This is a genomic window from Thauera sedimentorum (genome assembly GCF_014489115.1).
In the GTDB taxonomy this organism is placed as follows: domain Bacteria; phylum Pseudomonadota; class Gammaproteobacteria; order Burkholderiales; family Rhodocyclaceae; genus Pseudothauera; species Pseudothauera sedimentorum.
Genome location: NZ_JACTAH010000002.1, coordinates 486,380 through 498,783 on the forward strand (window position 1 = coordinate 486,380; position 12,404 = coordinate 498,783).

Below are 12,404 nucleotides of genomic sequence, written 5' to 3' on the forward strand. Positions count from 1 at the left end.
CAGCTGGAACGCATCGTATTCCGGGCGCCGTTATTTGACAATAGCGAACGTATTGACCATTAACAAATCATTGACTAGGATTCGGCCATCCCCAGAACGACAAGAGGAGTCACCCGATGAACACCAAGGCCTTTGCCTCGCAGGCGGACCTGGAAGAGAAGCAGATCAGCTGGGACAAGCTGTCGGACAACGCCTACGCCTACACCGCCGAGGGCGACCCCAATACCGGCGTGATCATCGGCGACGACGCGGTGATGATCATCGACGCCACCGCCACCCCGGTGATGGCGCAGGGCGTGATCGCCAAGGTGCGCGAGATCACCGACAAGCCGATCAAGTACGTGGTGCTCACCCACTACCACGCGGTGCGCGTGCTGGGCGCCTCCGGCTACAAGGACGAGGGCCTGGAGCAGATCATCGCCAGCCAGGACACCTACGACCTGATCGTCGAGCGCGGCCAGCAGGACATGGATTCCGAGATCGGTCGCTTCCCGCGTCTCTTCAACGCGGTGGAAAGCGTACCCGGACTCACCTGGCCGACGATTACCTTCCAGGGCGAGATGACCCTGTGGCTGGGCAAGCTGGAAGTGAAGATCAAGCAGGTCGGCCGCGGCCATACCAAGGGCGACACCATCGTGTATCTGCCTTCGCAGTCGATCTGCTTCTCCGGCGACCTGGTGGAAGCCGACGCCGCCTGCTACACCGGCGACGCCTACCTGGCCGACTGGCCGCAGACCCTGGACAACCTGGCGGCGATGAACTTCCAGAAGCTCGTCCCGGGGCGCGGCCCGGCGCTGATGACGCCGGAGCGCGTGCAGGCCGGCCTGGCCTACACCCGCGACTTCGTGTCCACCTTGTACACCAGCGCGCAGGAAGCGGTGGCCAAGGGCTACGACCTGAAGGCCACCATGGCGCACACCCGCAGGAACATGGACCCGAAGTTCGGCCAGGTCTTCATCTACGAACACTGCCTGCCCTTCGACGTGACCCGCGCGCACGACGAGGCCAGCGGCATCCGCGACCCGCGCATCTGGACCGCGGAACGCGACCAGCAGATGTGGCACGCGCTGCAGGAGTGAGCGCCGCGCGGACGGAATCCGACCAACAGGGTTGATGGACGAATCCGGCGACACGCCCGACAGAAGGCGGCCCGGCAGGAACGACAAGGAGGAGACACCGTGCTGAGCACGTATCAATACCCGAAGTACGCCTACCGGCGCCCGCCGGAACTGGCCGAGGCCCGCGAAGGGCATTACCCGGTGGTGGTGGTGGGCGCCGGCCCGGTGGGGCTGGCGGCAGCCATCGACCTCGGCATGCAGGGCACCCCGGTGCTGTTGCTCGACGACGACGACACCGTTTCCATCGGTTCACGCGGCGTGTGCTACGCCAAGCGCGCGCTGGAGGTGCTGGACCGCCTGGGCTGCGGCGAAGAGATGGTGGAGAAGGGCGTGTCCTGGAACGTGGGCCGCACCTTCTTCCGCGAGCAGGAAGTGTTCAACTTCAACCTCTGCCCCGAGCCGGACCACCACCGTCCGGGCATGATCAACCTGCAGCAGTACTACCTCGAGGAGTACATGGTCCGCCGCGCCGAGGCGGTGGGCAACATCGACCTGCGCTGGAAGAACAAGGTGATCGCGGTCACTCCGGGCGAGGACAAAGTCACGCTGCGGGTCGAGACCCCTGACGGCGCCTACACGCTGACCACCGACTGGCTGATCGTCGGCGACGGCGCACGCAGCCCGATCCGCCACATGCTGGGCCTGGAGGTGGAAGGCAAGATCTTCATGGACCGCTTCCTGATCGCCGACGTGGTGATGAAGGCCGACTACCCGGCGGAGCGCTGGTTCTGGTTCGACCCGCCCTTCCACCCCGGCCAGTCGGTGCTGCTGCACAAGCAGGCCGACAACGTCTGGCGCATCGACTTCCAGCTCGGCTGGAACGTCGACCCCGAAGAGGAGAAGAAGCCCGAGAAGGTGCTCCCGCGCATCAAGGCCATGCTCGGCGACGAGCGCGAGTTCGAGCTCGAATGGGTGAGCATCTACACCTTCCAGTGCCGCCGCATGAACGACTTCCGCCACGGCCGGGTGCTCTTCGTCGGCGACGCCGCCCACCAGGTCTCGCCCTTCGGCGCCCGCGGGGCGAACTCCGGCATCCAGGACACCGACAACCTGGTGTGGAAGCTCAAGCTGGTGATGGAGGGCAAGGCGCCGTCCACGCTGCTCGACACCTATTCGACTGAGCGCACCTTCGGCGCGGACGAGAACATCATGAACTCGACCCGCTCGACCGACTTCATCACCCCCAAGAGCGCGGTCAGCAAGACCTTCCGCAACGCGGTGCTGGGCCTGGCGGAGCACTACCCCTTTGCGCGCGCGCTGGTCAATTCCGGGCGCCTGTCGGTGCCCTGCTTCCTCACCGATTCACGGCTGAACACGCCGGACAGCGACGCTTTCGGCGGCCAGATGGTGCCCGGCGCACCGATGGACGACGCCCCGGTCGGCACCGCCGACGGCCACGACTGGCTGCTGCAGGTGCTGGGCAACCGCTTCCAGTTGCTCTACTACGTGGAAGACGCCGCTGCGCTGGACGCCGCCACCGCCGGCACGCTGGCCGGCCTGGCCGACGGGCCGATTCCGGTGCAGTCCCTGGTGGTGGCCGCCCGCGGCAGCGCGCCGATGGGGCTGGCCACGGTGATCGACACCAAGGGCCGCATCCGCGAACGCTACGACCTGCAGCCGGGCACCGCCTACCTGGCGCGCCCCGACCAGCACGTCGCCGCGCGCTGGCGCAAGCTCGATGCCGCCGCAGTGCGCGCGGCGCTCGCCCGCGCCACCTGCAACGCCTGAAGGAGCCCGCATCCATGGCACTCAACACCCAACCCAACTTCTTCGAGCCGGGCCAGCACTACTTCCGCAGCTTCAGCCCGGGCGACGACTTCTACGAACTGCTGATCGACACCCACCGCGATCTGACCGACGAGCAGAGCGCGCAGGTGAACGCCCGCCTCATCCTGCTGCTCGCCAACCACATCGGCGACATCTCGGTGCTGCGCGAGGCGATGAAGATCGCGCGCGAAGGGGTCTAGCGCAGTATCGCCAATAGGAAGCCCCCTCCCCTTCAAGGGGAGGGGCGCACCACGAACACCCGGAGGTAACCCCATGCTGGTCAACAAGATCCACCACGTCGCCTACCGCTGCAAGGACGCGCTGGAAACCGCGCGCTGGTACGAAAAGCACCTGGACATGAAGCTGGTGCTGTCCATCGCCGAGGACGCCGTGCCCTCCACCGGCGAGCCGGACCCCTACATGCACATCTTCCTCGACGCCGGCAGCGGCAACATCCTCGCCTTCTTCGAACTGCCCACCCGCGCGCCGATGGGCCGCGACCAGAACACCCCGGCGTGGACCCAGCACCTGGCGCTGGAAGTCGAGTCGATGGAAGTGCTGCTCGCCACCAAGGCCCGCCTGGAAGCGGCCGGCGTCGAGGTGGTCGGCCCCACCGACCACGCGCTGTTCCAGTCCATCTACTTCTACGACCCCAACGGCCACCGCCTGGAACTGGCCGCCAACACCCTGCGCCCGGGCATGCTGGAAGCGCTCGACAAGGTGAAGTGGGAGATGCTGGAAGAGTGGGCCAAGACCAAGAAGGCGCCCAAGCACGCGGCCTGGATGCACGACGGCCGCTACAAGACGATGTTCAACTGAGCGCCCTCCCGGATTACGCTACGCTGCATCCGGGCGACGGACGCTGGTTCGCTCCCTCCCCTTCAAGGGGAGGGCCGGGGTGGGGATGGGTTTGTGCGAGCGTCTAGCGAAACCCATCCCCCTCCTGTCTGGAGGGCTGGCTTTACACAGCCAGCCCGCTCAGCCGGCGTCAAGCTATGCTTGACGAAACCCCGCCCTCGCCCCCCTTGAAGGGGGAGGAACGCTGAAACAAGCGACCGTAGCCTGAATGTGGCCGCAGGCTGAGCCCAGGAACATCGCCGCACCCCCACTCACGCCCCCAACAAGGAGACCCCACCCGTGAAACTCGCCACCATCAAGCACGGCGGCCGCGACGGTACGCTGGTCGTGGTCAGCCGCGACCTCAGCCGCTGCCAGGCCGTGGCCGGCATCGCGCGCACGCTGCAGGCCGCGCTGGATGACTGGGACGACGTCGCCCCGCAGCTGGAGCTGGTGTACGACATGCTCAACGGCGGCCACGCCCGCCACGCCATGCCCTTCGACCCGGCGATGTGCCATTCGCCGCTGCCGCGCGCCTACCAGTGGGCGGACGGTTCGGCCTACATCAACCACGTGGAGCTGGTGCGCCGCGCGCGTGGCGCCGAGTTGCCGCCGGAATTTCACACTGATCCGCTGATGTACCAGGGCGGCTCCGACAGCTTCGTCGGCCCGCGCGACGACATCGTCGCCGCCAGCGAGGACTGGGGCATCGACTTCGAGGCCGAGGTGGCGGTGGTCACCGGCGACGTGACTATGGGCGCCACGCCGGAACAATGCGCCGGGGCGATCCGCCTGCTGATGCTGGTCAATGACGTGTCCTTGCGCAACCTGATCCCGGCCGAGCTCGCCAAGGGCTTCGGCTTCTTCCAGTCCAAGCCGGCCTCGGCCTTCAGCCCGGTGGCAGTCACCCCGGACGAGCTGGGCGTGGCCTGGCGCGACGGCAAGCTGCACCGCCCGCTGGAAGTCGAGCTCAACGGCCAGCCCTTCGGCAAGCCCGATGCCGGCGTGGACATGACCTTTTCCTTCCCGCAACTGGTCGCCCATGTGGCCAAGACCCGCGAGCTGGAAGCCGGCTCCATCATCGGCTCGGGCACGGTGTCCAACAAGCAGGGCGGACTGTACGGCTCCAGCATCGCCAACGGCGGGGTGGGCTACTGCTGCCTGGCCGAGGTGCGCATGTACGAGACCATCGAAGGCGGCAAGCCGGCCACGCCCTTCATGCGCTTCGGCGACCGGGTGAAGATCGAGATGCACGACGAGCGCGGACAGAGCATCTTCGGCGCCATCGAGCAGAAAGTGGCGCCGCTGGCGCGCTGAACCGGCCATGAAGCTCTACACCTACTTCCGCTCCTCGGCCGCCTTCCGGGTGCGCATCGCGCTCAATCTCAAGGGCCTGCCCTATGACGCGGTGCCGGTGCACCTGGCCCGCAACGGCGGCGAGCAGCGCCAACCGGACTACCTGGCGTTGAACCCGGCCGGGCTGGTACCGGCGCTGGAAGACGGCGGCCAGGTGCTCACCCAGTCACTGGCGATCATCGAGTACCTGGACGAAACCCACCCGGCGCCCGCGCTGCTGCCCGGCGACGCGCTGGGGCGCGCGCGCATCCGCGCGCTGGCCCAGGCCATCGCCTGTGACATCCATCCGATCAACAACCTGCGCGTGCTGCAGTACCTGAGCCGCGAACTGGGGGTGACGGACGAGCAGAAGAACGCCTGGTACCGTCACTGGGTGGAAAGCGGTCTCGCCGCGGTGGAAGCGATGCTTCAGCAGCAGCCCCGCAGCGGGCGCTTCTGCTTTGGCGACACGCCCACGCTGGCCGACATCTGCCTGGTGCCGCAGGTGTTCAACGCGCGCCGCTTCAACTGCAACACCGCCCACATCCCCACGGTGATGCGCATCGTCGAAGCCTGCGAGGCGCTGGAAGCCTTCCGCCTGGCCGCACCGGCCCAGCAGCCCGACGCGGAGTAAGCCGCACCGGCAATCACCGCATCGGGCGGCGGCACGGCCCGATCGCGGCCAAGGCCGCTCCTACCGCCGAACCATGGCCGCCACGCCCTGTAGGAGCGGCCTTGGCCGCGATAGCAGCGGCCGGGTCACCCGCGACAGGGCCGCAGCCCTCTCGACACCCCGCTCACACGCCCCAGACCACCGGCACGCCGTCCTTGATCGAGAACTCCAGCATTTCGAGCAGCGGCCAGGCACGCTGGGCAAGGTTCACCGGCGCCGCCATGCCGCTGCGGCCGGCCTCGCGCGCTTCCTCTTCATCCTCTTCGGTCTGCGCCGCGGCGCGGGCCTTTTCCTCTTCGATCAGCGCACGCAGGCGGGCGGCCGCTTCCGGCAGCTGCTCCACGGTGACGATGCCCTTGGCGTCGGCCGCATCCTTGCCCATCGCGGCGATCAGCTTCTTCCCCACGTCGCCGAACATGATCACGTCGGCGGCGGCATCGGACTTGAATACGATCAGCATGTCACTCTCCCCTCTGGCTCACAGGCCTTTGACCGCGTAGATGCCCGGCGCGTTGCGCCAGTAGCCCTTGTAGTCCATGCCGCAGCCGAACAGGAAGCGGTCGGCGATGTCCAGGCCGGTGAAGTCCGCCCGCATGCCCGGATAGGCCTTGCGGTCGTGCAGCTTGTGCACCAGCACCGCCGACAGCACCTCACGCGCGCCTTCCTCGCGCAGGTGCTCGATGATCGCCGCCAGGGTATGGCCTTCGTCGAGGATGTCGTCCAGCACCAGCACGCTGCGGTTGCGCAGGTCCTGGGTGGGACGCACCCGCCAGTCCAGCAGGGTGCCGTGGGTGGCCAGGCCGTAGCGCGTGGCGTGCAGGTAGGCGGTTTCCAGCGCAAAGGGCAGGCGCGGCAGCAGCCGGCCGCCGAAGATCAGCCCGCCGTTCATCACCGTATACACCAGCGGATTGCTGTGTTCGAGCCGCGCGGTGATCTCGCCCGCCATGCGGTCCAGCGCCGCCTCCACCGCCGCCTCGTCGGCCAGGCAGTCGGCCTCCTCGCGCGCCCGGATGATTGCCTGCAGATCCACCGCCATACCGCCTTCCTCGTCTCGTCCGTTGGTCAGCGCGGATTCTAGCCCGGATCGTCCGCTGCAGGCCTCCGGGCCTCGACTGCGCGCCAGGTGAGAACTACGTCACGCCCATCCCGGGGCGCACTCACGGTTCTCTCACGTTTCTCTCACGCTCGCTGGCTATCGTTCGCGCCGATCGCAATCAGGGAGCCCGCGTGTCCGTGCCCCCTGCTCGTGGCCTCGCTAACGAACGGAAGGTGCGTACACATGAAGATGAGTTTCCACAGGTCGTCGCAAGGCGGCTTCACGCTGGTCGAGATGGCAGTCGTGCTGGTCATCATCGGCCTGATCCTCGGCGCGGTGATGATCGGCAAGGACGTTCAGCGCAACGCCGAGTACGCCAAGATCAAGCAGAAGTTCATCGACCAGTGGGTGGTGGCCTACAACGCCCACGTGCAGCGCACCGGGGTGGTGCCGGGCGACAACCAGACCCAGCCGCAGCTGATGGTCAATGGCGCCAACTTCCTGACCAACGTCGGGGCCTCGGGCGGCAACATGACCAACGTCGCCGAGCCCAATGCCATCTGCCAGGGCGGCCCGGCTGCCGGCATGACGCGCGGCGCCACCACCACCAACACCGACTTCATGCTGCGCCCCCTCATGCAGCGCGCCGGCGTGCGCATGCCCCCGGGTCGCGCCGAAGGCCAGGAAGACCGCTACGTCTATCTGGACTCCAACGGCAACCCGCAGGAGATCAAGGTCTGCTTCCAGTGGAACCGTCCGGGCCGCGACTCCGGCTCCGGCAACGTGATGGTGATCGCCGGCCTGACCCCCGACCTGGCGCGTTCGCTCGACCAGATGATCGACGGCAAGGCCGACGAATGCGAGGGCATGTTCCGCCGCGAAGGCGTCACCTGCACCGGCAACAACCAGCCCGGCGCGCAGTGGAACGCCGACAACACCCAGCAGGTGGGACTGGCCGCGAACGCAGCCGGCGCCAACCGCGACGAGGACCAGATCATCACCGTCGTCGCCCACTACAAGATGAACCAGTAAGCGCCTTGTGCGGAGATCTCCCGGAATGAACACTCCCAAGCAGTTCCAGCGCCGCGCCCAGGGCGGCTTCACCCTGATCGAGATGGCCATCGTGCTGGTCATCATCGGCCTGATCATCGGCGCCGTGGCCATCGGCAAGGACGTGCAGCGCAACGCCGAGTACCAGAAGGTCGCCAACAAGTTCGCCATGGGCTGGAAGAAGGCCTATGACGAACACTACCAGCGCACCGGCGTGGTGCTGGGCGACGTGCAGACCTCGCCGACCTACATGGTCAATGGCGCGGAGGCCACCATCGGCGGCACCACCATGGCCGCCGGCGGCAACCTCAACGGCGGCCTCGCCGGCATCCCCGAGAACTTCGCCAACACCGGCCTGCGCATCTGCAACGGCCAGGGCTACCAGGCCAATACCGTGGGTGCGGGCGATCCCGGACTTTCCCAGCAGAACCTGCGCACCCTGCTCCAGCGCATCGGCGTCCGCATGCCGCCGGGCCGCGGCGAGGGCCGCGAGGAGCGCTACCTGTACCAGGACTCCAACGGCAACGCGGTGGAACTGCAGGTGTGCTTCCAGTGGAACCCGCCGGGCACCATTTCCGGCGCGGGCAACGTGATGGTGCTGCGCGGCCTCACCCCCGATCTGGCCCGCTATCTGGACCAGGTGGTCGACGGCAAGCCGGACGCCCTGGAAGGCCGCTTCCGCCAGCAGAACAGCGGCAACAACAACAACGAGGCCAGCAGCCAGCGGCCGGGCCACGAGTGGCTGGGCAACAACACCATCGCCCAGGCCGAGGGCGTTGCCAATCCGGTCGGCACGACCGCCGGCCGCAACCGCGACGAGGACCGCGTGCAACTGCTCACCGCCCACTGGGTGATGGACCAGTAAGCATGCACAGCGCGAACTCTTCGCTACCCGGCGCCGCCGCGCTCGCCGCCCGGCGGCGCCGGGCATTGGCCGGCTGCGGCCTGGGGCTGCTCCTGCTGCTCGGCGGGCTGGCGGTGTTCTCCGACGGCCAGGCGCGTGACCGTGCGGCACAACTCGAACTCGCCACGGCAGAGACCGCACTGGCCCAGGCGCGCGGCCGGCTGCAGCTTGCAGAACGCCGTGTCTCGCTGGCCGAGACCATCCAGAGCCTGCATGCGCGCGTCCGTGCACTCGGACTGACCCCGGCGCACTGGGCCGAACGCCGCCTGGCGATCCGCGACCAGAGCCTGCCGCGCGACGACGCCAACGAGGTGCTGCTGGGCACCAGCCAGGGACGCGGCCGCCTGTTCGTGGCCGACAGCTTCGAGCTGTCGGTGACCCGTTTCGACGAGGGCCTGTTCCACGCCCCGGCCGCCGGCGCGCATCCGCTGCGCATGTCGCTGCGCGGCACCGTCCTGTTCCGTGCGGGAGACTCCGAATGACCCCGGCCATGCCCGCCCTGCCCGTCTTCCACCTGGACGAACACTGGTTCGCCCTGGACGGCAACACCCTGCACCACCTCGACGCCTATCCCGAGCTCGATGCCCCTGCGCTGGTGATCAGCGACTTCGGCGCGGCACAGGACGGCAGCATGGCGCTGGAAGGCAGCGCCGCCGCGGCCGCTCCGCTGATCGAGAAGCGCCTGCGTACCGAAGGGGTGGTCGATGGCGAGACCAAGATCCTGCTCTCCCACCAGATCCGGGTGGGGCGCGGATTCAAGGCCATCTACACCGCCGTGCCCATGACCGACTGGCAGCGCCTGGGCAGCTGGAGCGCAAACTGCCGTGAGCACTGCCTGGTGGTGCCCCTGCTCGCGGTCATGCGCCGCCTGTGCAGCACCGGCCAGGCCGTGGTGGTGCGCAACGGCCGCCACCTGCGCTACCTGCACGTCGGGCACAACGCCATCGCCTACGCCGAGACGCTGTCCTACAGCGAGAACGCCGACGACCTCGAGGCCGCCGCAACCGCCCTGGGCAAGCGGGTGGCCGATGCGGCACGCAGCGGCGGAGCCCTGCCGGGGGCACGCTGGATTGCGGTGGAAGCCACCAGCGAAGCCTCGGAAGCGGCACTTGCCGACGCCTTCGCCCAGGCGGCAGGCACGCCGGCGGTTCAGGCACCGATGCGCCGCCTGCGCACCGCGAGCGGCACGGAACGGCTGTCCGCCCTGCCCACCCTGGCAAGCGCCGCCTCGGCGGCCGACTCGGTCTCGGTGATGAGCCAGCGGGTGTTGTTCGCCGCCGAGCGCGCCCTGCCCTGGGCTGCCGCCGTCGCCAGTGTGGCCGGCGCCCTGCTGCTGGCGGTGGGCATCACCACGCATCTGCGTGCCGGCGAGCGGACCGACCAGGCCGCAAGCCTGCACGCCCAGGCACAACAGCTCGCGCAGCAGGCCGAGCAGATGGAGGCGCAACTGCGCGTGCTGGGCCCCGCACCGGTCGACACCCTGGCCTTCCTCGAGCGCCTGGCGCAGACCCGCGGGCAGCAGGACGTGGTCGCCCTGTTGCGCGACCTCGCCGGCGCCGCCGGCGGCAGCGTGCGCATCCTGCGGGTGCGTTTCGACAGCCCGGACAGCGGCATCACCCTCGAAGGCGCCGCCGACAACGGCGTGGCCGGTGGCGACCAGCTGGCGCGCTTCGTCGCCCGCCTGCGCCAGCGCGGTTTCGAGGTTCAGGCGCTGGAGCCGGCCGGCGGCAGCCAGGCCTCGGGCGTGTTCTCTTACCTGCTCAAGCGCGCCGACCCCACTCACGGAGACCGCAGCTGATGAAGCATCTGCCCCTCGCCGCCCTGCTCGTGCTCGGCGCCGCCACGCTGGGCGGGCTCTGGCTCGGCTCCGGCGCCTCCGCTTACGGCGTGCCTGCAAGCGCCGGAACGGATAGCGACGGCGCCCTGGCCAGGGTCGATGCGGAACTGGCCCGCGTGCAGCGCCTGCAGGCCCAGATCGAACCGCTCGCCGCCACGCTGAACCGCCACACCCTTCCGATCAGCAACCTGGTGGCGACCGCTGCGCGCCCCGGCGACAAGGCCGCGGACGCCGCCCAGCAGGATGGCGAAGCGCTGATCAGCCTGCCGGAAGGGCCGGTGGAACGAAATCTGAACCTGGTGTACGCCAGCGACGGCTTCTATCGCGCGGTCATCGACGGCCACTACGTCCGCAAGGGCGACCTGCTGCCGGACGGCGGCCGGGTCACCGCGATCGGCCGCGGCGGCGTGGTGGTGCATGACAGCTTCGGCCGCCACGAGCTTGCCGTGCCCGATCCGCGCCCGCCCAAGACACCGCTTTCCGGAGGCATGAAGTAGATGAACCGCGCTCTCCCCTGGCTGCTCGCCGGTCTGCTCGGCGCCGCGATCGGCGGTGCGGTGGTGTGGCTCGCCCGCCCCGACGCCCCGCCCGCGGCTGCGCCGGCTACTGCGCCAGCCAGCGTCCCGACACCCGCCACCCCGTCCACCGGTGCCGCCTCCGCCCCGGCGATGCCCGCCGCTCCGGCCTCGCCGCCGCCCTGGCTGGCCGGCGACGGCGGCAGCGCTGCGCAGGCGCCAGCCCCCGGTGGCGGCGCGCAGCCCAGCGCCCCGGCCGATCCGCAGGCCATGGCCGCGCTGCAGGACAAGTTCGCCCGCATCATCGAGGGCGGACGCCAGCCCTCGCCCGCCGAGGTCGAAGCCCTGCTGGGCGAACTGGAGCGTGCCCAGGGTTCCAGCGTGGTCGGCGGCGTACGCATCGACGTGCTGCGCAGCAACCTCCTCAAGTCGCAGCAGATGCAGGCCCTGGCCGAAGAGATCCAGCGCCTGGCCGAGCAACCCGGTGGCCCCGACCAGCAGGCGATACAGCGCAAGCTGGCAGAACTGCAGAAGCTGCAGTCCGAGCTGCGACTCGACCTGATGGCGCCGCAGGCCCGATGACGCCGTCCACCCGCCTCCAGCGCGGCTTCACGCTGATCGAGCTGTCCATCGTGCTGGTGGTGCTCGGTCTGCTCGCCGCCGCATCGCTGGGCGCCTTTGCGAACCGCGACGGCAGGCGGATCGATGCGAGCGCCGAGGCCGCCCGCATCGAGGCCGCGGTGGTCGCCTTCGCACGTCTGCAGCACCGCCTGCCCTGCCCGGACACCAGCGCCGACGGGCGCGAAGGCGACGCAGGCGTCTGCCCGGCCGGCACCGAGACCGGCTGGGTGCCCTACGAATCGCTCGGCCTGGCCAATCCGCCGGCGGCGCAGCGCGCGCGCTACCTGGTGTATCGCAACGGCGCGGCCGACGCCGATCTGGCGGTACTGGCCGAGCGCACCGCGGACCTGCCGGGCACCACCGGGCACCTCTCGCGCAACGACCTGCTGGCGGCGCTGGCCAGCGCCGCGGCCCAGCCGGTGGCGGCGGGCCGCCTGCACCTCACCGGCGACGGCGGCATCGAAGGCGCCGAGGACTGCGCCACGAACCGGCGCCACCACCCGGCCTTCGCCCTGATCCTGCCGGGCGAGGACCGCAACGGCAACGGCAGCGGCTTCGACGGCCTGCATGCCGCCCTGCCCGCCAGCGGCGCCTGCATCGCCTCGCCGGGCCGCGCCGCGAGCACTGACTACGACGACCATGTGCTTGCGCATGGACTCACAACCCTGGCGGGCCACCTGCTTGCAGGCGGTCCCTGAAGACATGAACGGT

General features: G+C 69.3%; 15 protein-coding genes. 13 read left to right on the plus strand and 2 right to left on the minus strand.

Annotated features, from left to right (window positions below; genetic code table 11):
* Positions 1-116 precede the first annotated feature (116 nt).
* The 6 genes from IAI53_RS12100 to maiA all read left to right on the plus strand — a co-directional run bounded on the left by IAI53_RS12100 (position 117) and on the right by maiA (position 5,691).
* Positions 117-1,079 (plus strand): MBL fold metallo-hydrolase, encoded by a 963-nt coding sequence (locus tag IAI53_RS12100; RefSeq protein ID WP_187718448.1) that lies wholly within the window; start codon positions 117-119, stop codon positions 1,077-1,079.
* A 99-nt stretch (positions 1,080-1,178) separates the two neighbouring features.
* The gene (locus tag IAI53_RS12105; protein ID WP_187718449.1) at positions 1,179-2,846 is read left to right on the plus strand and encodes an FAD-dependent oxidoreductase; all 1,668 of its coding nucleotides are present in this window, start codon (positions 1,179-1,181) and stop codon (positions 2,844-2,846) included.
* 14 nt (positions 2,847-2,860) lie between these two features.
* Positions 2,861-3,085 (plus strand): DUF2783 domain-containing protein, encoded by a 225-nt coding sequence (locus tag IAI53_RS12110; RefSeq protein WP_187718450.1) that lies wholly within the window; start codon positions 2,861-2,863, stop codon positions 3,083-3,085.
* Positions 3,086-3,158: 73 nt separating this feature from the next.
* Positions 3,159-3,704 carry a VOC family protein gene (locus IAI53_RS12115; protein WP_187718451.1) on the plus strand — a complete coding sequence of 182 codons (546 nt, stop codon included), beginning with the start codon at positions 3,159-3,161 and terminating at the stop codon, positions 3,702-3,704.
* A 318-nt stretch (positions 3,705-4,022) separates the two neighbouring features.
* Positions 4,023-5,039 (plus strand): fumarylacetoacetate hydrolase family protein, encoded by a 1,017-nt coding sequence (locus IAI53_RS12120; protein WP_187718452.1) that lies wholly within the window; start codon positions 4,023-4,025, stop codon positions 5,037-5,039.
* A gap of 7 nt (positions 5,040-5,046) precedes the next feature.
* Positions 5,047-5,691, plus strand: coding sequence for a maleylacetoacetate isomerase (gene maiA / locus IAI53_RS12125; protein WP_187718453.1), 645 nt, complete (start codon positions 5,047-5,049; stop codon positions 5,689-5,691).
* A 163-nt stretch (positions 5,692-5,854) separates the two neighbouring features.
* Here maiA and IAI53_RS12130 read toward each other — a convergent pair whose 3' ends face one another.
* Together IAI53_RS12130 and IAI53_RS12135 are read right to left on the minus strand one after the other, a co-directional pair.
* The gene (locus IAI53_RS12130) at positions 5,855-6,190 is read right to left on the minus strand and encodes a DUF1840 domain-containing protein (protein WP_187718454.1); all 336 of its coding nucleotides are present in this window, start codon (positions 6,188-6,190) and stop codon (positions 5,855-5,857) included.
* An 18-nt stretch (positions 6,191-6,208) separates the two neighbouring features.
* Positions 6,209-6,766, minus strand: coding sequence for a hypoxanthine-guanine phosphoribosyltransferase (locus IAI53_RS12135; RefSeq protein WP_187718455.1), 558 nt, complete (start codon positions 6,764-6,766; stop codon positions 6,209-6,211).
* Between the two features lie 243 nt (positions 6,767-7,009).
* Between IAI53_RS12135 and IAI53_RS12140 the strand changes: the two genes are divergently transcribed.
* From IAI53_RS12140 to IAI53_RS12170, 7 genes are read left to right on the plus strand one after another with little or no spacing between them, the layout of a single operon-like run.
* Positions 7,010-7,798, plus strand: coding sequence for a type II secretion system protein (locus IAI53_RS12140; RefSeq protein ID WP_225433308.1), 789 nt, complete (start codon positions 7,010-7,012; stop codon positions 7,796-7,798).
* Positions 7,799-7,823: 25 nt separating this feature from the next.
* Complete coding sequence (locus IAI53_RS12145; protein WP_187718456.1) at positions 7,824-8,681, plus strand: prepilin-type N-terminal cleavage/methylation domain-containing protein; 858 nt, start codon at positions 7,824-7,826, stop codon at positions 8,679-8,681.
* 2 nt (positions 8,682-8,683) lie between these two features.
* Positions 8,684-9,202, plus strand: a complete 519-nt coding sequence (locus IAI53_RS12150) for a hypothetical protein (RefSeq protein WP_187718457.1) — start codon at positions 8,684-8,686, stop codon at positions 9,200-9,202.
* A complete protein-coding gene (locus IAI53_RS12155; RefSeq protein WP_187718458.1) occupies positions 9,199-10,518 on the plus strand; it encodes a hypothetical protein in 1,320 nt (439 codons plus the stop codon). The genes IAI53_RS12150 and IAI53_RS12155 overlap by 4 nt, the downstream gene beginning before the upstream one ends.
* Positions 10,518-11,054 (plus strand): hypothetical protein, encoded by a 537-nt coding sequence (locus IAI53_RS12160; RefSeq protein WP_187718459.1) that lies wholly within the window; start codon positions 10,518-10,520, stop codon positions 11,052-11,054. Before IAI53_RS12155 ends, IAI53_RS12160 begins: the two co-directional genes overlap by 1 nt.
* Positions 11,055-11,654 (plus strand): hypothetical protein, encoded by a 600-nt coding sequence (locus tag IAI53_RS12165; protein WP_187718460.1) that lies wholly within the window; start codon positions 11,055-11,057, stop codon positions 11,652-11,654.
* Complete coding sequence (locus IAI53_RS12170; protein ID WP_187718461.1) at positions 11,651-12,391, plus strand: type II secretion system protein; 741 nt, start codon at positions 11,651-11,653, stop codon at positions 12,389-12,391. Before IAI53_RS12165 ends, IAI53_RS12170 begins: the two co-directional genes overlap by 4 nt.
* Positions 12,392-12,404 lie beyond the last annotated feature (13 nt).